Consider the following 20,027-nt stretch of genomic DNA (forward strand, 5'->3'; position numbering starts at 1 on the left):
GGATGACGCCCGCCCCGCCGAGTACCGCAGCGGCCGCCACGGGGGCCGGCACGGCCGCTGCGGTACTCGGCGGGGCGGGCGTCATCCTGGGTGGCCTGGCGATCGGGGCGGCGGCGCTGGCCCAGGGCTTCGCCATCATCGCCGAAGAGGCGAAAACCGTCGGGCTGTTTTTCGACCATCTGGAAAAGGCCTGGAACGGCGCCGTCTACCGCTTCGACGAGGCGTTGCAGGCGTGGGTGGTGGATCCGTCTTCCCTGATCATCGAATGCGTCGACCTGGGCACCGGCACCTTGACGCTCGGCAGCCCGAAACTGTTCAGGCTGCGCGACCACTTCGGCGTACCGGGCATCAACCCGGATGACAAGGAAGCCTTCGGTATCCGTCAGACGTGGGGGATTTCCAGCCGGATCAAGGCACCGTTGCCCGCCGGGCAATGCGTCGTTCTGCCGTGCACGCCGAACACGAACTACAGCTATGAATACCAGGCCTTGCCGTTCGCGTCATGGCGTCATGACGCCGGTTTCGATGCGGCGCGCCGTCTTGAGCGCAAGGATGGCAGCGGGCAATGGAAATTCCTGTTCTCCTTCTACTCCTTCCCCAGTCACTACATCGTGCATCGCCTGTTCCCCAACTACCTCCCCACGACCGTCGAGGTGCGGCTGGATGCGGCCGAGCGGCAGCTGGCGGTACCGATTGTGCCGCCGGCATGGCACGGGTTGCTGACCTACGCGCTCAAGGGCGCGGGCGGCACCTGCACGCTGTTGCTCAACCCGGGGGTGTCGGTCGAATTGCATTCGACCCGCTTCACACATTGCCGTTGGGTGCTGCGGGCCGATTGGGCCAGCGAGCAGGCAATCAAGAAAGTGGAAGGGGGACTGCTGATCGACGGCATTCGCGTCAAGTTCATCGGCAAGGGCCGGCATGACGTCGCGCTGGCTCTGGCCGACCGGCGTGTGTTCAGCGTCGACCTGGTTTCCGCGAAACTGGATCTGCTGCAGGACACGGCACCCGACGGCCTCGATGAGACGGCGTTGCTTGAACGCTACAAAACGCTTGCGCACGACCATCGCCTGGTTCTGCCGTACACGCCGGTCGACAACTACTTGATCCCGTTCGAGCCACCGCAGACGCCGCGTCACACCAAGGCCTGGTACGACGCGCACGAAGACCGTTTCCTGTACATGCGCGACCTGGCAATCAGCGGTTCCGACAAGACGCAGTTGGCTCTGGTGTCCGGCGGCTCGGCCTATTTCTATGAGCCGTCATCCTTTCTGGTCTGGCAAGTCGATGCCGTCAGCGGCCTGCCCCAGGCGGAGTACCGATTGCTGCTGATGCCCGGCGAAAGTTCGATCCAGCGCATCGAAGCCGATGCCCGAGGGATGATTCACGTGGTGCAGATGTCCGTCGACCGAGGGCGTGTCAAAGAACTGGGTTACCTGATCCATGACCGGCAATTGCTGCTTTGCTCGGTGACTTGCGGATCAACCCCCAAGCTGCGGGCACAGGCCTTTGCCGGGGAGAGGCTGGCGCGCTGGGCGTCGGTGTTGGGGGAGCATTGGCCGCAAGCGGGCTCGTCCGCGAAGGAAAGCGACACGACGATCGGATGGGCGCCGGCACCCTACGTTTCGGTGTGTTGGCAGATGGATGAGGCGCGGCGGGACCTGGTCTGGATCCGCGGTCGCGACCGTCTGCTGATCAACCCTCTGCCGGCGCCGGGGCAACCGCGGGGCTGGGACGACTCGACCAGGAACCTGGATCGGTTGACGTTGCTGGTTCCGGCGAATGACGAAGAGGTGTACGTGGTTTACGACCGCTCGGCCCAACGCCTTTGCCGGTTGCAGCGGATGCCGGGGGAGGGGCGCTGGTCGCATGCGTGGATCGAGCCTGATCGGCTCAAACAGGTGGTCACGACGCCGGGTGGCTATGTCGCCATCACCGAAGACGGGCACTTCTTCAACCTGAACACCGACGGCCGGCTGCAGTTCGGCGGGCTGACCGAGCACTGGCTGCAGGGCCGCTCCCGCTGGTGGGAGACGCTCAAGGCGGTCGCGCAACGTTATCCGGTGGATCGCTTCGCCCTCATCGGTTTGCTCGAACATGGAGGGCATGGGCATCTGGGCGCCTGGTACATCGATCAGCGGTTGCTGCTATGCGCGTCGGCGAACGGTGATCGGGTCCGCTTGCTCGGTCTGGCGCCGGACAGGCGCCAGGCCTGGCTGTTCGATCCGTCCGGCGGCAGGATTCTTTCTCAGGCCTTTGTCGATCCCGGGCTTCTGGAACAAGCGTTCGCCAACGGTGCGCAGTTGCTGCGCAGCGGCCTGCTGCCCGCACCGCAGGAGGAGTGGGATGACTGGCGTTTCAGTGACGTCAGGCGCGAGGGCGCCGGGCTCAGAGGCACCACCGTGGACGGTGTGGAACTGGTTCTGCGCTTCGGGGAAACTGAGCGTGTGACCGGCGTCAACCACGCCTGGGTGACTGCCCAAGGGGATCATCTGATCCCGAACCTTCAAGCCCTGCTGCGCTCCGTAGAGCACGACGGGTTTGTGTCCACCGAAGCGGAACCCGGTGTGCGGCAATGGTACGACGTGGAGAACGCTTGCCTGGTCCGGGTCGTCGGCACGGCCCTGCGCGACGGTGACGAGCTGCTGGGCACCCGACGCCGCGAGCAAGTGCTGCTGCATGACCGGCAGGACCGGTGTGTGCTCGTCTACCCGGACGCGAAACGCCTCGGGCCGTTCACGCATGTGCAGCGCGATGCCGAGGTGATGGTGGTCGAAGGGCAGAACCGGGTGACGGATCTGCCTGCGCTGGTGCCTGACGGCGTCGGCACCGTGGTTCTGCGGGCGGGGCAGGGCGCTGTGACCTACTTTTTGCCGACGGCGCTCTGGCTCGAGCGCGATTCAGTCATCGTCGACTGTCGGCCCGTGCCGGCAGACGCCGTGACGGTTCCGGCGAAGCTGGTCTGGCTGCTGGACGATCCGCAGAGGCTGCAGTTGCAGATCGTTGACGGCCATTTGGTGCTGATCGACCCCGACAGCGAACATTGCCTGATACTCAGGGATGTGTGCAGTGACGATCCCCTGCTGCGCGGCGAAGTGTTTCTTGCGTTCGGGGCCTATCCCACCATGTCGGCTTCGCGCCTTGTCCAGCTGATGCGCACTGCACAGGGCGCGCCGGGCGGTGCCGCGCTGGGGACGTTGCTGGCGCCTTCGCGCAGCCGCCTCGCAAGCGCTGGGCCCGAGTGACGGTCCGCCGAAAGGAAAGCGCCGCAGGCCTGATTGCCTGCGGCGCTCTTTGCGTGACCGGCTCAAGGCACCAGATAACCCTTTACCCCCGTGAAGATGATCTGCGCCGCCAGTGCGCAGACGAACAGCCCCATCAACCGGCTGACGATCTGCAACCCCTGGTCGCCGAGAATCCGCTCGATGCGGTTCGACAGGAACAGCACCACGCCGACCGTGAAGCTGGCCATGGCGATGCTCATGATCGCCGCGAGCTTGTCGTCCCAGTGCGGCTGGCTGACGCCCATCACCAGCAGCGCACCGATGGTGCCGGGACCGACGGTCAGCGGAATGGTCAGCGGCACGATGGTCACGTCCTGCTGCACGTTGTCGGCCTGCACCGCCGGTTTGCCCTGGGCCATGCCCAGCGCCGAGATGAACAGCACGCTGCCGGCGCCGATGCGGAACGCGTCCACGGTGATGCCGAACACATCGAAGATCACCCGCCCGAACAGGTACAGCAGGACGCTGGAGACCAGCGTGGCGATCGCCACCTTCCACGCCAGCCGCCGCTGCTCCTTGCGCGAGTAGCCGCGGGTCAGGCTGATGAAGCAGGACAGCACGAAGAACGGGCTGTAGAGCACCAGCATCTTCAGGTAAACGCTGAACAACTCGTGGAGCATGATGGAAACCCGCGTCGGCGAAAGTTGAGCGGAGTCTATCAGGCGCCGGACGGTCTGTCGGCGCATTCGGTGTTTTGTTTATTGGTTAGTTGTCTTTGTTGTTTTTGGCGTTATTTAGGAGTTGTCGGCGGTTGTAAGTTTTTATTGTTATTCATTGGAAATACTCATTGGCTTGTGGGGGGTTGATGAGTTTCGTAAGTTAGTCCTGTCGGCTCGGGAAGAGTCGAACTAATTAACTAAGGAAGACGAAACATGAATGTAAACACTGTTGTAACCGTAGCCGACCGCCTGGAACGACTGAATGCCTATGATGTGACGCCGCAGGACATCACCCTGGCCCCGCGCAGCCTCAACAGGTTGACGCCCTTCAATATCGAAGTGCCTGACCGCGCTTCTGTCGTGGGCGATGCCATTCTGGCGTTCGTGTCGGGCATGTCCGAGCAGAACCGTGCGGATGTACTGAACACCTATCTGTTCGCCTCGTTGGCCGCCAACAAGAAGTACCCGTTGGAAAGCCAGGGCAAGGAGTGGTACCAGACCTTTCTCACCGTCATGCAGGACGCCGGCTGGATCATCCTGAAGAAGTACTACGATTCCACTTCGGCGTCCGGCAAGAGTTTCAAGATGGATCAACTGGCGCTGACCATCCTGGGTTCCGCCCTGGCCGCTGCGGCGGTCCCCGGGCCGACCTCGGCGCTCCTGCTGAAGGTGGCGACCGATGCGATGGCTTCGCTGCAGGCCAGCGACAAGCCGCTTCAGGTCTTCGACCAGAACATCAAGAACAAGGGCACCGGCGGTTTTGCGGTAGGTTCCTGCCTTGAGACCGAGGGGCAGGAAGTGATCCTGACCCTGGGCGCGGTGCGCTTCATCAACCGGGTCAACCAGACCAAGGTTCTTTTCGTGAATTGGGACAGCAGTTCGGTGGACCTGTACAAGGGCGAATCCAGCATGACCATGGTGCCGGCCATCATCGGAAAGACCCGCGACATCATTGCCGGCAAGTTGGGTGACCGTGCAGTCAAGCAAATCAGCGAATGGGAAATCTGATTTGACGTCATTGAGTGGCGACCACACAGTGGTCGCCACTTTTTCATGTGCAGGAGGCAAAGATGAAAGAGCAATACTCGGTTTATGCCAACTCAGGCGCCATCGTTTTGTTTCCGTACGGGATGGCTGAGCAAGAAATACAAGATGTTCAACATTCAATCTTGTTTGCGCAGTTGGCGGCCAACAAGAAGTTTCCTCTCACGGCCGATCCGGATGATTGGTATTCCATCTGGCAGCAAGTTCTGAAGGGCCAATGGCTGCAAAGGAAAGTGGAGTGGAGCACGGTCACGCCGGCTCAGGGCGTCGGGTTCAAGGCGATGGGCGGGATGATCGACGTTCTGCAGCCGTCGCTGGCCGAGGCAGGGGACTGGGTGCCGGTCCTGCAGGCCATCGCGGCATTGCCGGTCTCGGATCCTGCCGTCGCGTTTCTGCAAGGGAGGATCCGGCAAGCGGTGGGTGCCGAAGGGGAGGATCAGGTAGCCGCAAGTGACCGCTACCGCTTCATGGTGGTTGTGGCGCAACCCGGCCCTCGCCTGAACGCCGCCTATGTGACGCTGAAGTCTTCGGCCGCCGCCGAGGGCAATCCGTACGCCTGGGTCTTCTCCGCGGACACGCTCCATGGGCCGCTGGAGCAACGCTTCTTTCAGGCTGACCTCGCCGCGCCGCTGTTCGATCCCGTCCGTGACACGCTGGCCAAGCGGTTGGAGCCGCATGTCGATCTCATCAGGGAGATCGACTTCAGCCCGCCGGACAGTGTTCGCTGCGAACCGGCCGGTTGATCAGGGCGTTCGCACCGTGTTGCGGTTCTGCTGATCGCGCTGGGCCACCCAGTGTTCGATCAGTTCGCGCAGTTGCGACAGTTCCACCGGCTTGGCCATGTGGCCGTCCATGCCGGCCTGGCGCGCGCGTTCCTTGTGTTCGGCGAGGATGTGCGCGGTCAGGGCCACGATCGGCGTGCGGATGCGCTGGTTGCCGACTTCCCACGCCCGCAGTTGCTGGGTGGCGGAGAAACCGTCGAGGATCGGCATTTCGCAGTCCATCAGCACCAGGTCGTAGCGCTGGGCCTTCATGGCCTGCAAGGCTTCCTCGCCGTTGCTGGCGGTGTCCGGCTGCAGGTTGAGCTTGCCGAGCATGCCGCGGATCACCTTGGTGGAGATCGTGTTGTCTTCGGCCACCAGGATGCGGAAGTCGCTCGGCACCTTGACCGCCGCGCCGGGGACGGCCGGCTGCGGCTGGAACACGGCCTGCCCCTTGTTGCGCTGGTTCAGCTCGTCGGCCAGGGTGGTCTTGAGGGTGTAGCCGGCCACCGGCTTGGCCAGGATGCGCTTGACCCCGGAATTGCGCGCGATGATCTTGCTCGGCGCATTGCTGATGCCGGTGAGCATGATCAGCAGGATGTCGTGGTTCAGGCTCGGGTCTTCCTTGATCTTGGCCGCCAGCTGCATGCCGGTCATGCCCGGCATGTTCTGGTCCAGCAGCACCACGTCGAAGTAGTCGCGCAGGTGCGCCTTGGTGCGCAGCAGGGCCAACGCCTCCTTGCCCGACGGCACGGCGCTGACGTTCAGGCCCCAGGCGCTGCACTGCTGCACCAGCACTTTGCGGCAGGTGTCGTTGTCGTCCACCACCAGCACCCGCGCGCCTTGCAGCGGGCTGTCGAGGTCGGAGGTCGGGTGTTCGAGGCGGTCAGGATCCAGCGGCAGGGTCAGCCACAGGGTGCTGCCCTGGCTTGCGCCGCTCTTGATGCCGAACTCGCCCTGCATGAGCCGGATCAGTTGCCGTGCGATCACCAGCCCCAGGTTGCCGCCCAGGCGGTTGGCCGACAGGAAGTGCTTGCTGTGCAGTTCCGCGTGCAGCAGCGCGTCGCGCTCTTCCTGCTCCATCGGCTGGCCGCTGTCCTGCACGGCGATGCGCAGGCGCGGCTTGACGCTGCGGTCGTCGAGGGCGACGACGATCAGCACTTCGCCTTCGTCGGTTTTCTTCAGGGCGTTTTCCAGAAGGCTCAGCAGGGTCTGGCGCAGGCGGGTCGGGTCGCCGCTGATGACCCGCGGCACCTGGGGCTGGATGAAGCTGATCAGCTCGACGTTCTGCTGTTCGGCCTTGGCGCGGTAGATGCTCAGGCAGTCTTCGATCAGGGCGTTGAGGTCGAACTGCACGTCGTCGAGCTCGATCTGCCCGGATTCGAGGCGGGAAATGTCGAGGATCTCGTTGATCAGGGTCAGCAGTTCGTTGCCGGCGCTGTGGATGGTCTGCACGTAGTCGCGCTGCTTGACCGACAGCGGCGTGCCCAGCAGCAGTTCGGTCATGCCCAGCACGCCGTTCATCGGCGTGCGGATCTCGTGGCTGATCTTGGCCAGGAACTCGGCCTTGGCGTTGATCTCGGCGTTGCTCGCCGCCAGGTCGCGGCTGATGCTGAACCGGCTTTCGGTGATGCTGCGCTGACGCTCGCCCAGGGCGATGCTCATCAGCAGGCCGCTGATGCAGATGAACCCCATCAGGGTCATGATCAGGCCCTGCGGCGCGACCAGGGTCAGGCCCAGCAGGGCCGGCAGGATGATCAGCGTGCCGATGTTGAACACCACCATCGCGGCGACGAACAGCCGCGCCGGACGGTAGCCCTTCTGCCAGTGGTAGCCGCCGACCAGCAGCATGCTCAGGCCGGCCAGGGCCACCAGGGCGTAGGTGATGATGTTCAGCGGCAGGGTGTTGACGAACAACAGCAGCAGGCCGCAGATCACGGTGATCAGGATGTCGGCCAGCAGCAGCTTGTTGAGCGGGTGCGGGCCGATCGGGGCGAAGAACCGGAAGGCGAACATCAGGCCGGCCGGTGCGGTCAGCAGCAGGGCCAGATAGGCGCCCGGGGTCTGGATCGCGTGCCAGTCCGGCAGCCAGGGCCCGGCGAGGTTGAGCAGCAGCAACAGGCTGAGCCCCAGCAGGCCCTCGCAGACCGCCAGCCACAGGCAACTGCGCGAGCGGGTGTAGCCGTAGCGGATCAGGTTGTGCAGGATCAGCATGCCCAGGCAGCCGAACAGCAGGCCGTAGAGCAGGGTCTGGTTCTGGTTGGCCGCCGACATCACCGCCGACTGCAGGGTGATGTGCGGGCGCAACTGGTGGTCGGAGACCAGCCGCAGGTAGACCTCAAGGGGTTTGTCGCGCTGGGGCAGCGGCACCAGGAAGTCGCTGCTGGGCAGCGGCCGGTCGACCTGGGGTTGGCCGGTGCCGCTTTCGCGCTGGTCGATCAGCGTGTCGCCGTCCAGCACGTAGAGATTGAGGCGCGACAGGTCAGGGGCGAAGATCCGCAGCACTTGCTCGTGCTTGCCGGCGGCCAGCCTGAAGCGCAGCCACAGTGCACCATCGGGCTCCGCCGCCGTGAGGCGGTCGAGGTCGATGGGGCTGAATTGGTTGGTGTAGCGGGGCGAGCGGATGTCGCTCAGTTGCAGGTTGCCCTGTTCGTCGAGCAATACCGCCCAGCCACTGCCTTGTCCGGCCTGGGCCGGCAGCATGCAGAGCAGGGTCAACAGCGTGACGGTGAAGCCTATGGCGATCCTGAGCCAGCGCACGGCGAAATCCCTTCGTAGGTTGATGCCAGAATATAACGATGCGCAGCGTCGGAACAGCCCGACCGGGGGATGGCCCCCCGGCCGGACGTCACGGACAACCGATCAGCGGGATTCGCCACGCTCACGGGCGATGGCGCGGTAGCCGATGTCCTTGCGGTAGAAGCAGCCTTCCCAGTCGATCGCCGCCGCCAGGCGGTAGGCCTGTTGCTGGGCTGCGCCGACGCTGTCGCCCATGGCGGTGGCGCAGAGCACCCGGCCGCCGGCGGTCACGATCTGGCCGTCCTTTTGCGCGGTGCCGGCGTGGAAGACCTTGCCTTCCAGCGCGGCGGCGGCGTCCAGGCCGTTGATCGCGGCGCCCTTGGCGTAGTCGCCCGGATAGCCGCCGGCGGCCAGCACGATGCCGACGCTCGGGCGCGGATCCCACTGCGCTTCGACCTTGTCCAGCGCCTGGGCCAGGGCGGCCTCGACCAGCAGCACCAGGCTCGACTGCAGGCGCAGCATCACCGGTTGGGTCTCCGGGTCGCCGAAGCGGCAGTTGAACTCGATGACCTTGGGGTTGCCGGCCTTGTCGATCATCAGCCCCGCGTACAGGAAGCCGGTGTAGACGTTGCCTTCGGCGGCCATGCCGCGCACGGTCGGCCAGATCACCTGATCCATCACGCGCTGGTGCACGTCGGCGGTGACCACCGGGGCCGGGGAGTAGGCGCCCATGCCGCCGGTGTTCGGGCCGCTGTCGCCGTCGCCGACGCGCTTGTGGTCTTGGCTGGTGGCCATCGGCAGGACGTTCTTGCCGTCGACCATGACGATGAAGCTGGCTTCCTCGCCGTCGAGGAATTCTTCGATGACCACGCGCGAACCGGCGTCGCCGAAGGCGTTGCCGGCGAGCATGTCGCGCACGGCGTCTTCGGCTTCGGCCAGGGTCATGGCGACGATCACGCCTTTGCCGGCGGCCAGGCCGTCGGCCTTGATCACGATCGGCGCGCCTTTTTCACGCAGGTAGGCCAGGGCCGGCTCGATCTCGGTGAAGTTCTGATAGTCGGCGGTCGGGATCTTGTGGCGGGCCAGGAAGTCCTTGGTGAAGGCCTTCGAACCTTCGAGCTGCGCGGCACCCTGGGTCGGGCCGAAGCAGTCCAGGCCACGGGCGCGGAACAGGTCGACGACGCCGGCCACCAGCGGCACTTCCGGGCCGACGATGGTCAGGGAAACGTTCTTCTGGGCGAAGTCGGCCAGTTGCTCCAGGGCCAGCACGTCGATGGCGACGTTTTCGCACTTGGCCTCGATGGCGGTGCCGGCGTTGCCCGGCGCCACGAAAACCTTCTGCACGCGCGGATCCTGAGCCACTTTCCAGGCCAGGGCGTGTTCACGGCCACCGCTGCCGATGATCAAAACATTCATTTCAGAAACCTCGGATGACGCTAATTCTATGGAGCACCGCTGGGATGCTTTTCTGTAGGAGCGAGCCTGCTCGCGATGGCGGTGTATCAGTCAATACTGCGTTGACTGGTCTATTGCTATCGCGAGCAGGCTCGCTCCTACAGTGGGTCGTGTACTTAGTGACGGAAGTGGCGCATGCCGGTGAAGACCATGGCGATGCCGGCTTCATCGGCAGCGGCAATCACTTCAGCGTCACGCATCGAGCCGCCCGGCTGGATCACTGCGGTGATGCCGACCTTGGCCGCGTTGTCCAGGCCGTCGCGGAACGGGAAGAACGCGTCGGACGCCATGACCGAGCCGGCCACCTGCAGACCGGCGTGCTCGGCCTTGATCGCGGCGATGCGGGCGGAGTTCACGCGGCTCATCTGGCCGGCGCCGACACCGATGGTCTGACGGTTCTTGGCGTAGACGATGGCGTTGGACTTGACGAACTTGGCCACTTTCCAGGCGAAGATCAGGTCGTTGATTTCCTGCTCGGTCGGCGCGCGCTTGGTCACGACCTTCAGGTCGTCGGCGCTGATCATGCCGATGTCGCGGCTCTGCACCAGCAGGCCGCCGTTGACGCGCTTGTAGTCCCAGGCCGGGCTGCGGTCGGCCGACCACTCGCCGCAGGCCAGCAGGCGCACGTTGGCCTTGGCGGCCACCACGGCGCGGGCTTCTTCGCTGACGCTCGGGGCGATGATCACTTCGACGAACTGACGCTCGACGATGGCCTTGGCGGTCTCGGCGTCGAGTTCGCGGTTGAAGGCGATGATGCCGCCGAACGCCGACTCGGTGTCGGTGGCGTAGGCCAGCTCATAGGCCCGGCGGATGCCGCCTTCGGCGTCCGGGCTCACGGCAACGCCGCACGGGTTGGCGTGCTTGACGATGACGCAGGCCGGCTTGACGAAGCTCTTCACGCATTCCAGCGCGGCGTCGGTGTCGGCCACGTTGTTGTACGACAGTTCCTTGCCTTGCAGCTGGGTGGCGGTGGCGATGCCGGCTTCGGCCGGTTTGGCTTCCACGTAGAACGCCGCGCTCTGGTGCGGGTTCTCGCCGTAGCGCATTTCCTGGGCCTTGATGAACTGGCTGTTGAAGGTGCGCGGGAATTCGCTGCGGCCTTCGGTGCTCAGCACGTCGGTGGCCTGGTTCACGGTGCCCATGTAGTTGGCGATCATGCCGTCGTAGGCGGCGGTGTGCTCGAAGGCCTTGAGCATCAGGTCGAAGCGCTGGGCGTAGGTCAGGCCGCCGGCCTTGAGGTTCTGCAGCACGTTGGCGTAGTCGCTGGCGTTCACCACGATGGCGACGTCTTTATGGTTTTTCGCCGCCGAACGCACCATGGTCGGCCCGCCGATGTCGATGTTCTCGATGGCGGTCGGCAGGTCGCAGCCGGGCTTGCTGATGGTGGCTTCGAACGGGTAGAGGTTGACCGCGACCAGATCGATCGGCTTGATGCCGTGCTCGTTCATGATGGCGTCGTCGGTGCCGCGGCGGCCGAGGATGCCGCCGTGGATTTTCGGGTGCAGGGTCTTGACCCGGCCGTCCATCATTTCGGCGAAACCGGTGTAGTCCGCGACTTCCACTGCGGACACGCCATTGTCCTGCAGCAGCTTGAAGGTCCCGCCGGTGGAAAGGATTTCCACGCCCAGGGCTTCCAGCTCCCTGGCGAATTCGAGGATCCCGGTCTTGTCGGAAACGCTGATCAAGGCGCGGCGGATCGGCAGGCGGGTAGTCTGGTCGGTCATCTCAATTTCCATCAAAAGCAAGGGAAGTCAGCAAAAAAGGCGACCGGTTTCACGCGGGCGCCTTTCTGGTTGGTATTGAATGCTTACAGCAAATCGTACTGCTTGAGTTTCTTGCGCAGCGTGCCGCGGTTCAGTCCGAGCAGCTCGCTGGCCTTGGTCTGGTTGCCCTTGACGTAGTTCATCACGCTTTCGAGCAGGGGAGCCTCGACTTCGGAGAGCACCAGGTTGTACACGTCCGTGACGGTTGCGCCCTCGAGGTGGGCGAAATAATTGTGCAGCGCCTTCTCGACACTCCCGCGAAGGGTCTGGCCTTCTTCGCTCGGCGTATTGAGGTGCTGTTTCAAATTCACGTTGTCGCTCACGGGTGTTGTTCCACTCACTAAAGTCTCGGTCATCATCGTCATGCGGCCACCCCTTCTCCGTCCCCTGTCAGGCTCTTGTAACGTTCGGCGAAGAACTCCCGAACGTTGGCGCATTGTGTTTCCGTACCATCCAAACGATTGAAGCGGGCGCGGAACTCCCTGGCGCCCGGCAGGGTTGCGAGATACCAGCCCACATGCTTGCGGGCGATGCGCACGCCCATCACGTCCCCATAGAACGCGTGGAGGGCGGCCAGATGCTCAAGCAGAATGCGTTCCACCTCGATCAGCTCCGGCGCCGGCAGCTTTTCGCCGGTGCGCAGGAAATGCTCGATCTCACGGAAAATCCACGGCCGCCCCTGGGCGGCCCGGCCGATCAGCAGGCCGTCGGCGCCGGTCGCGTCGAGCACGTGCCGGGCCTTTTCCGGCGAATCGATGTCGCCGTTGGCGAAGACCGGGATCGACACCGCCTGCTTGATCGCGGCGATCGTGTCGTACTCGGCCTCACCGGTGTACAGGTCGGCGCGGGTGCGGCCATGCACCGCCAGCGCCGTGATCCCGGCCTGTTCGGCGATCTTCGCCACGGTCAGGCCGTTCTTGTTCTCGCGATCCCATCCGGTGCGGATCTTCAGGGTCACCGGCACATCGACCGCCGCCACCACGGCGTGCAGGATCTCGGTGACCAGCGCCTCATCCTTCAGCAACGCGGAGCCGGCGGCCTTGTTGCAGACCTTCTTGGCCGGGCAACCCATGTTGATGTCGATGATCTGCGCGCCCAGCCCGACGTTGGCCCGGGCCGCGTCCGCCAGCATCTGCGCATCGCCGCCGGCGATCTGCACCGAGCGCGGCTCGGGATCGCCTTCGTGGATCATGCGCATGCGCGACTTGCGGGTGTTCCACAGGCTCATGTCGCTGGTGACCATCTCCGAGACCACGAGCCCGGCGCCCAGACGCTTGCAAAGCTGCCGGAAGGGCTGGTCGGTGACCCCCGCCATCGGGGCGAGGACCAAGCCGTTCTGCAATGTGTATGGGCCGATGCGTACCGCCGACATAGGACTTCCCTGAAGTGGGGCCGGATCATGAGAGTTCGAAAAAGGGTTGGCATGATACCCGCTCTCGATGACTGGATAAAGGCTGAATTGAACAAAATCTGAACAGTTATTCTGTTATCGCCAGCGGTTTGGTCGAGCCGGGCAAAGTCAGAAAACCGCCGCCAATCGCGCAGCGGCCGGGCGTTTCACTCGGGGGAGTGGAAACTCAGACTGTAGTTCACCGCTTTGGCCCCGGGGTCGAGGATGTCCAGCGCGATGTGGATCGGCGTCTGCGGCGGCATTTCCGCCATGCCTTCGAGGTCGCCGTTGAGGTACTCGCCGGGCTTGAAGCGACGGCTGGCGATCAGGTGCCCGTTGAGGTCGGCGAAGCGCAGTTCCAGCAACGGGAACGGTTGGGAGAACGGAGCGCGGTTGTAGATGATCGCATCGACCACCAGCGCGCCGCTGAACTCCGGATGGCTGCGCACCACCAGGTTGCTGCTCTTGATCTTGGCGATGTCGACCTTCGACGGCACCGTGCAGCCGATCTGCGGGCACAGTTGCTGGAACCACGGGCGGTACTGGTCCTGGCGGGCCAGTTCGTCGAAATGGTAGGCCACGTACTGGCCGGCCAAACCGGCGGCGGCGAGGATGATCAGCAGCAGCCAGAGAAAGCGCCGGCCCCAAGGGGAGCGGCGTTTCTGCCAGTCCAGCTGCAGCGGGTCGTCGGTCAGATCCTGCAGCACTTCGGCGCGTACGCCAGGGGCTGCGCGCTCGCCGCGTTCGCGTTTCTTGCGCAGGGGCTCGACCGACGGCAGTTCGCCTTCGGGCTCGTCGTCCGCGGACAGGCGCTCCTGGCGGGCGGCGGGGTCGATCGGGTCGTGCAGCCGCAGTTGCGGGATCGGCGGCTCGTCGTCCAGATCAACAGGTTCCAGCGACAGCGACGGCTCCGTGCGCTGCGGCCTGGCCGGCTCCGGCTCGACGGCCGGTGGCTCGTCGTCCGGCGCCGGCGCGGCCATCCGTTCGTCCGCCGGTTCGCTGAACAGGCTGTCGGGCCAGGCCCCGTCGTCCGGCTCGTGGCTGTCGCGGCGGGCGCTCAGGGACTCTTCGCGGGGCCGGCCGGACTCGGTGATCGGCTGGATTTCCCGCTGTTCGAGACGGGCGAGCTCTTCGTCCAGGTCCAGGCTGTCGAGGTCCAGCTCGGCGGCGCTCCATTGCTTCTGGCTGATGGCGCGCGGCGGTGCCGGTTCGACAGGGGCGGCAGGCTGCGGTACGGCGGCTGCCGGCTCCGCGGGGCGCGGCGGCTCGCTCGGCGCTGGCGCGGCCTGCACGGCCGTTTCCCTGCCGGCCCGCTGTTCAAGCAGCTGTTTGGCGGCGTTGAACACTTGCAGGCACGAGCCGCAACGGACCACTCCGCGGGCCACGCTCAATTGGGCGTGGCTGACGCGAAAGCTGGTTTGGCAATGCGGGCACTGGGTGACGAAGCTGTCGGTCATGCGAGGATCCGGATTGTGCAGGCGGCCATTCTAGCGCCGACGGCCGGTGATGCGCACCCAGCCGTCACGGTTGGCGATCGGATCCAGGTCGAAGTCCTGGGCGTAGGCGGCGGCGACCTCATCGCCCTGTTCGGCGAGGATGCCGGACAACGCCAGGCGTCCGCCGGGCTTGACCAGGCCGGATAGTTGCGCAGCGAGGGAGACCAAGGGGCCTGCCAGGATGTTGGCCACCAGCACGTCGGCCTTTTCCTGCGGCAGATCCTGGGGCAGGTAGAGCGGGAACAGTTCGTCGGCGATGCCGTTGCGCCCGGCGTTGTCGCGGGAGGCTTCCAGCGCCTGCACGTCGATGTCGGTGCCGACCGCTTCCTTGGCGCCCAGCAGCAGGGCGGCGATGGCCAGGATCCCCGAGCCGCAGCCGAAGTCCAGCACGTTGCAGCCTTTGAGGTCCTGGCCGTCGAGCCATTCCAGGCACAGGGCGGTGGTCGGGTGGGTGCCGGTGCCGAACGCCAGACCCGGATCCAGCAGCAGGTTGACCGCGCCGGGCTCGGGTGCGGCGTGCCAGCTCGGCACGATCCACAGGCGCTGGCCGAAGCGCATCGGCTGGAAGTTGTCCATCCAGCTGCGTTCCCAGTCCTGGTCTTCGATCACTTCGCTGTGGTGCTCGGGCAGCGGGCTGCCGGTCAGCAGCTCAAGGTGGGCCAGCACGGCGGCGGCTTCGGTGCCGCCCTCGAACAGGGCCAGCAGATGGGTGTGCGACCACAGCGGGGTGGTGTTGAGTTCAGGCTCGAAGATCGGTTGGTCTTCGGCGTCCATGAAGGTCACCGAAACGGCGCCCACTTCAAGGAAAGCGTCTTCGTAGGTTTCGGCTTGTTCTGGGCTGATGGCGAGACGGACTTGCAGCCAAGGCATGGCGGGCACCTGTGAAAAAGATTGATGTGCAGCCTAGCGGTCTGCGCGAAGCGCGCAAGTTTACGCGAGCGCACGGCGTTTGTGGGAGCAGTGTTGACCGCAGCCTTTCCCCTGTAGGGGCGAGCCTGCTCGCGAAGGCGGTGTGCCATTCACCGTATGTGTTGAATGTGCCGACGTCATCGCGAGCAGGCTCGCTTCCACAAGGAAGCGGAGGTGCGGATACGACAAGGCCGCCCGGAGGCGGCCTTGTCGTGCGCAGGCTGAAGCTTAGTGCTTGTCGCCGGCCAGCTTGTGCTCGAGGTAGTGAATGTTCACGCCCCCTTTGCAGAAGCCTTCGTCGCGGGTCAGGTCACGGTGCAGCGGGATGTTGGTCTTGATCCCGTCCACCACGATTTCGTCCAGGGCGTTGCGCATGCGTGCCATGGCCTCGTCGCGGGTGGCGCCGTAGGTGATCAGCTTGCCGATCAGCGAGTCGTAGTTCGGCGGAACCGCATAACCGCTGTACAGGTGCGAATCGACGCGAACGCCGTTGCCGCCCGGTGCATGGAAATGCTTGACCGTGCCAGGGCTCGGCATGAAGGTCTTCGGGTCTTCGGCGTTGATCCGGCACTCCAGCGAGTGGCCGCGGATGACCACGTCGTCCTGGGTGAACGACAGCTTGTTGCCGGCGGCGATGCTGAGCATCTCCTTGACGATGTCGATGCCGGTGACCATCTCCGAAACCGGGTGCTCCACCTGAACGCGGGTGTTCATTTCGATGAAGTAGAACCGGCCGTTCTCGTACAGGAACTCGAAGGTGCCGGCACCGCGGTAGCCGATGTCGATGCACGCCTGGACGCAGCGGGCGAGGACTTCCTTGCGGGCCTGCTCGTCGATGCCCGGTGCCGGCGCTTCTTCGAGGACCTTCTGGTGACGGCGCTGCAGCGAGCAGTCGCGGTCGCCCAGGTGGATGGCGTTGCCTTGGCCGTCGGAGAGCACTTGCACTTCGACGTGGCGCGGGTTGGTCAGGAACTTCTCCAGATAGACCATCGGGTTGCCGAACGCTGCGCCCGCTTCGGAACGGGTCAGTTTCGCCGAGGCGATCAGGTCTTCTTCCTTGTGCACCACGCGCATGCCGCGACCGCCACCGCCGCCGGCAGCCTTGATGATCACCGGGTAGCCGACTTCACGGCCGATGCGCAGCGCCGTCTCTTCGTCTTCCGGCAGCGGGCCGTCGGAGCCCGGTACGGTCGGAACGCCGGCGGTGATCATCGCGTGCTTGGCCGAGACCTTGTCGCCCATCAGGCGAATGGTGTCGGCCTTCGGGCCGATGAAGGCGAAGCCGGAGTTCTCGACCTGCTCGGCGAAGTCCGCGTTTTCCGCGAGGAAGCCGTAGCCTGGGTGAATGGCGGTGGCGCCGGTCACTTCGGCGGCGGCGATGATCGCCGGGATGTGCAGGTAGGAGTGCGCGGCGGAAGCCGGGCCGATGCAGACGGATTCGTCCGCCAGGCCCAGGTGCATCAGCTCTTTGTCGGCCTTGGAGTAAACGGCGACGGTCTTGATGCCCATCTCTTTGCAGGCACGCAGAATCCGCAGGGCGATCTCACCGCGGTTAGCGATCAGAACTTTTTCCAACTTCGCAGTCATCAAAGGCTCTCCGCAGTTCAAACGATGGTGAACAGCGGTTGGTCGAACTCAACCGGCTGACCGTCTTCGACGAGGATGGATTCGATCACGCCGCTGGCTTCCGCCTCGATGTGGTTCATCATCTTCATGGCTTCGACGATGCACAGGGTGTCGCCTTTCTTCACGGTCTGGCCGACTTCAACGAAGGCCGGCGAGGTCGGCGATGCCTTGCGGTAGAAAGTGCCGACCATCGGCGAACGGGCGACGGTGCCGTTCAGCGCTGGAGCGGCAGCGGCGGCCGGGGCGGCTGCAGCCACTGGGGCGGCGGCCGGTGCGGCTGGGGCGGCGACCGGAGCAGGCGCCGGCGCGTAGTACTGCTGCGGCGCAACTTTGCTGTTGCGGCTGATGCGTACGGACTCTTCGCCTTCCTTGATCTCGAGCTCGTCGATGCCGGACTCTTCCAGCAATTCGATCAGTTTCTTAACTTTACGGATATCCATGAATCATCAACTCCCAAGGGTCGGTCAGGGGCGTTTAACGCTTGTTGTTCAAGCCGTTGCCTGTCGTTCAAGCTGTTCCAGGGCGGCCTCCAGGGCCAGTCGGTAACCGCTGGCGCCAAGGCCGCAGATCACTCCCACCGCAACATCGGAGAAGTAGGAGTGATGGCGGAAAGGTTCGCGTTTGTGCACGTTGGACAGATGCACTTCGATGAATGGGATGCTCACCGCCAGCAGCGCGTCACGTAATGCGACACTTGTGTGCGTAAAAGCCGCCGGATTGATCAGGATGAAGTCCACGCCCTCGTCGCGGGCGGCATGGATCCGGTCGATCAGTTCGTACTCGGCGTTGCTCTGCAGGTACAGCAGGTGATGGCCGGCTTCGCGGGCGCGGCGCTCCAGGTCCTGGTTGATCTGCGCCAGGGTGGTCGAGCCGTAGGTGCCCGGTTCCCGGGTGCCGAGCAGGTTCAGGTTGGGGCCGTGCAGCACCAATAGCGTTGCCATCTGCGTGTACCTTGTTTGGGGTGAGCCTTCGTCGGAACCCGGCGACTATGCCGCAAAGACTTTGTGACTGTCCAGTTCTCTGCAATAGCCAGCACGATGCCCGATGTTTGCGCAAAGTATGTGACCGAGTGATTAAATCCGGTCATTCGCCTGGCGGATCCGCTCAAGGAAGCCGGCCGCGCCGATCTCGCCGATCACCCGCACATCAAGGCGTTCGTTACCGTCCTTGCCGAAGAACATCAGCGCCGGCGGGCCGAACAGGGTGTAGCGGTCGAGCAGGGAGCGCTGTTCGGCGGTGCTTGCGGTGATATCGAAGCGGATCAGCCGGTAGCCCTTGAGCCGCTCCATGACCGTGGCGTCGTTGAGCACTTCGTGCTCGATGACCTTGCAGCTGATGCACCAGTCGGCGTACCAGTCGAGCAGCAGCGGGGTGCCGGCGGCCTTCGCCTCCAGCAGCACGCGGTCCAGCTCCGCCGGGGTGCTGACGGTCTGCCACCGACCGCTGTCCTGGGCCGGTGCGTCATGTTGGGCCATGCGCGGAGCAATGGGGTTCAGCGGGTCGGTCTGGCCGCTGAACGCGCCGTACCAGCAGGCCAGCGCATAGAACAGCAGGAACATCCCCAGCAACTGGCCGAGGCGTTTGCGCGGCGGCTTGTAGACGAACTCCAGCGCACCGAGGAACAGGCCCACGCCGCCGGCCAGCAGACCGATCAGCAGCAACGTGACCTGGCCCGGCAGCACGCGGCTGAGCAAACCGATCGACAGCCCCAGCAACAGCACGCCGATGCCGTTCTTCACGTACATCATCCATGGCCCGCTCTTGGGCAGCCATGCGGCGCCGCCGGTGGCCACCAGCAACAGCGGCGCGCCCATGCCCAGGCCGAGCATGAACAGCTTCAGCCCGCCGCCCAGCGCATCGCCACTGGCGCTTATATATAGCAGCGCACCGGCCAGCGGCGCCGAGACGCACGGCGACACCAGCAAACTGGAGACCACGCCCAGCACCGCCGCGCCCCACAACGAGCCGCCTTCGGTGCGTCCGGCGATACGGTCGAGGCGGCTGCTGATGACGTGCGGCAGCTTGAGCTCGAACACGCCGAACATCGCCAGGGCGAACACCGCAAAGAACAGGGCGAACGGCACCAGCACCCACGCCGACTGCAGCCGCGCCTGCAGGTTGAGCTGCGCACCGAACAGTCCCATCAGCGCCCCCAGCAGGGCAAAGCACGCCGCCATCGGCAGCACATAGGCGAGCGACAGGTTGAAGCCGCGTAACCCGCCGACCTGGCCGCGCAGCACCACGCCGGAAAGGATCGGCAGCATCGGCAGCACGCAGGGCGTGAACGTCAGGCCCAGGCCCGCAAGGAAGAACAGCGCCAGGTCGCGCCAGTCCCAGGCGGGCGGCGCCGTGCCGGCCGAAGCGCTGCCTTCGATGTTCAGCCGTTCGGTCTCCGGCGGATAGCACAAGCCCTTGTCGGCGCAGCCCTGATAGGTGACGGCGAGCGTGAAGGGGCGGGCATCGTTGCGCGGCAGTTCGACATCGGTGATGCCGTGGTAGACCTCCACGTCACCGAAGAACTCGTCGTGCTTCTGCTCGCCCGGCGGCAGTTGCGCGGCGCCCAGCGTCACGTCGGACGGGTCGGCGCGGAACTGGAAGCGGTGGCGGTAGAGGTAATAGCCCTCGGTGGCGACGAAGCGCAGCTTGACCGACTGCGGCGTGGTTTCGACCAGGCTCAGCCGGAAGGCTTCGCGCACCGGCAGGAAGTCGGCGCTGTTGTTGATCGAGCCCAGGGAGGCGCTGGGTTTGCTGTCGAACAGCCCGGCGGCGCCGGCCGGCAGGGCAAGGATCAAGAGCAGGAGGCAAAGCAGGCGGCGCATGACAATCTCGCGTATCGGAATTGAGGGCATGATAGCGGACGGTGCCGGGGACTGCAGGACGCGCTGCGGCGATTGGCCTGAC

Annotated in this window: 15 protein-coding genes; 3 read left to right on the forward strand and 12 right to left on the reverse strand. The window is 64.9% G+C overall.

The genetic code is table 11. The features are described from left to right. Positions 1 to 3,245, forward strand: a 3,245-nt coding sequence (locus CAG29_RS25025) for a TcdA/TcdB pore-forming domain-containing protein (RefSeq protein WP_085695297.1), incomplete at its 5' end; no start/stop codon positions are given. Between the two features lie 62 nt (positions 3,246 to 3,307). Here CAG29_RS25025 and CAG29_RS25030 read toward each other — a convergent pair. Then, positions 3,308 to 3,904, reverse strand: a complete 597-nt coding sequence (locus CAG29_RS25030) for a MarC family protein (protein WP_085582726.1) — start codon at positions 3,902 to 3,904, stop codon at positions 3,308 to 3,310. Between the two features lie 252 nt (positions 3,905 to 4,156). Here CAG29_RS25030 and CAG29_RS25035 point away from each other — a divergent pair, with 252 nt between their 5' ends. Together CAG29_RS25035 and CAG29_RS25040 are read left to right on the forward strand one after the other, a co-directional pair. After that, positions 4,157 to 4,951 carry a hypothetical protein gene (locus tag CAG29_RS25035; RefSeq protein ID WP_085722051.1) on the forward strand — a complete coding sequence of 265 codons (795 nt, stop codon included), beginning with the start codon at positions 4,157 to 4,159 and terminating at the stop codon, positions 4,949 to 4,951. Positions 4,952 to 5,013: 62 nt separating this feature from the next. Then, positions 5,014 to 5,730, forward strand: a complete 717-nt coding sequence (locus tag CAG29_RS25040) for a hypothetical protein (RefSeq protein ID WP_085582722.1) — start codon at positions 5,014 to 5,016, stop codon at positions 5,728 to 5,730. Here the strand turns inward: CAG29_RS25040 and CAG29_RS25045 are convergent, their stop codons facing one another. The 11 genes from CAG29_RS25045 to CAG29_RS25100 form a co-directional block, all read right to left on the reverse strand. Then, positions 5,731 to 8,508 (reverse strand): hybrid sensor histidine kinase/response regulator, encoded by a 2,778-nt coding sequence (locus CAG29_RS25045; protein WP_085582720.1) that lies wholly within the window; start codon positions 8,506 to 8,508, stop codon positions 5,731 to 5,733. A gap of 102 nt (positions 8,509 to 8,610) precedes the next feature. Beyond that, positions 8,611 to 9,903: a phosphoribosylamine--glycine ligase gene (purD, locus tag CAG29_RS25050; protein WP_085582718.1), complete on the reverse strand. Its 1,293-nt coding sequence runs from the start codon at positions 9,901 to 9,903 to the stop codon at positions 8,611 to 8,613. A 155-nt stretch (positions 9,904 to 10,058) separates the two neighbouring features. Continuing rightward, positions 10,059 to 11,666: a bifunctional phosphoribosylaminoimidazolecarboxamide formyltransferase/IMP cyclohydrolase gene (gene purH, locus CAG29_RS25055; RefSeq protein WP_085695298.1), complete on the reverse strand. Its 1,608-nt coding sequence runs from the start codon at positions 11,664 to 11,666 to the stop codon at positions 10,059 to 10,061. 83 nt (positions 11,667 to 11,749) lie between these two features. After that, a complete protein-coding gene (gene fis, locus CAG29_RS25060) occupies positions 11,750 to 12,070 on the reverse strand; it encodes a DNA-binding transcriptional regulator Fis (RefSeq protein ID WP_085582714.1) in 321 nt (106 codons plus the stop codon). Then, positions 12,067 to 13,077: a tRNA dihydrouridine synthase DusB gene (gene dusB / locus CAG29_RS25065; RefSeq protein WP_085582712.1), complete on the reverse strand. Its 1,011-nt coding sequence runs from the start codon at positions 13,075 to 13,077 to the stop codon at positions 12,067 to 12,069. The genes fis and dusB overlap by 4 nt, the downstream gene beginning before the upstream one ends. A gap of 185 nt (positions 13,078 to 13,262) precedes the next feature. After that, positions 13,263 to 14,552: a DUF3426 domain-containing protein gene (locus tag CAG29_RS25070; RefSeq protein WP_085582709.1), complete on the reverse strand. Its 1,290-nt coding sequence runs from the start codon at positions 14,550 to 14,552 to the stop codon at positions 13,263 to 13,265. Positions 14,553 to 14,582: 30 nt separating this feature from the next. Beyond that, positions 14,583 to 15,461 (reverse strand): 50S ribosomal protein L11 methyltransferase, encoded by an 879-nt coding sequence (gene prmA, locus CAG29_RS25075; RefSeq protein WP_085582707.1) that lies wholly within the window; start codon positions 15,459 to 15,461, stop codon positions 14,583 to 14,585. 267 nt (positions 15,462 to 15,728) lie between these two features. Then, on the reverse strand, positions 15,729 to 17,087 hold the full coding sequence (gene accC / locus CAG29_RS25085; RefSeq protein WP_085582703.1) for an acetyl-CoA carboxylase biotin carboxylase subunit: 1,359 nt from the start codon (positions 17,085 to 17,087) through the stop codon (positions 15,729 to 15,731). 17 nt (positions 17,088 to 17,104) lie between these two features. Then, positions 17,105 to 17,566, reverse strand: a complete 462-nt coding sequence (gene accB / locus CAG29_RS25090; RefSeq protein WP_085582701.1) for an acetyl-CoA carboxylase biotin carboxyl carrier protein — start codon at positions 17,564 to 17,566, stop codon at positions 17,105 to 17,107. A gap of 48 nt (positions 17,567 to 17,614) precedes the next feature. Further along, on the reverse strand, positions 17,615 to 18,067 hold the full coding sequence (aroQ, locus tag CAG29_RS25095; protein ID WP_085582699.1) for a type II 3-dehydroquinate dehydratase: 453 nt from the start codon (positions 18,065 to 18,067) through the stop codon (positions 17,615 to 17,617). A gap of 132 nt (positions 18,068 to 18,199) precedes the next feature. After that, positions 18,200 to 19,945, reverse strand: a complete 1,746-nt coding sequence (locus tag CAG29_RS25100) for a protein-disulfide reductase DsbD (protein WP_085630871.1) — start codon at positions 19,943 to 19,945, stop codon at positions 18,200 to 18,202. Positions 19,946 to 20,027 lie beyond the last annotated feature (82 nt).

This window comes from Pseudomonas sp. B7(2017), assembly GCF_002112745.1.
GTDB classification, from domain to species: Bacteria; Pseudomonadota; Gammaproteobacteria; order Pseudomonadales; family Pseudomonadaceae; genus Aquipseudomonas; species Aquipseudomonas ekonensis.